Source organism: Streptomyces chisholmiae, assembly GCF_031845445.1.
In the GTDB taxonomy this organism is placed as follows: Bacteria; Actinomycetota; Actinomycetes; order Streptomycetales; family Streptomycetaceae; genus Streptomyces; species Streptomyces chisholmiae.
The window spans coordinates 1-421 of record NZ_JAVREO010000248.1 but is presented as its reverse complement, the minus strand read 5'-3'; the positions used below and the strand labels follow the sequence as shown (position 1 = coordinate 421).

The 421-nt window shown below is 71.3% G+C and carries 1 protein-coding gene; it reads right to left on the bottom strand.

Translation table 11 applies throughout. The features are described from left to right. The coding region (locus RM844_RS33040) for a phosphatase (RefSeq protein WP_311671112.1) at nucleotides 1-316 on the bottom strand (316 nt) is incomplete at its 3' end. Nucleotides 317-421: the final 105 nt, after the last annotated feature.

Genomic DNA, 421 nt, shown 5'->3' with positions numbered 1-421 from the left:
CCCGCCCGTCGGCGGCCTTGCGCAGACGGGCCGCCATCCGCTCCAGGGCGTCGACCGTCAGCTCGGGGTCGATGGTGTCCTGGCCGATGCGGTGCTCGGGGTCGTCGTTCACCCCGCAGCGCTCGGCCATCACGGCGAGCACGTCCTGCTCGTCGGTCCAGCGGTCGCCGAGCTCCAGGCCCAGCCAGTAGTGGCGGTCACCGTTGGCGAGCTTGCGGTAGTGGGAGAGGTTGTTGTCCCGTGGTGTGGCCACGTCCCCCGCGATACGCGTACGGACGAGGTGGTCGACGAGGGCGGCGCGGCTGGGTATCGGCATGAACCCATTGTGCCGTCCGGGGTGCGGTACGTGCTCGGTAAGCCTCAGGAGCGCCGGGGAACCCCAGGAATCCGGTCAGGTCCCAGGGGTCCCGCAGGCCCCGGA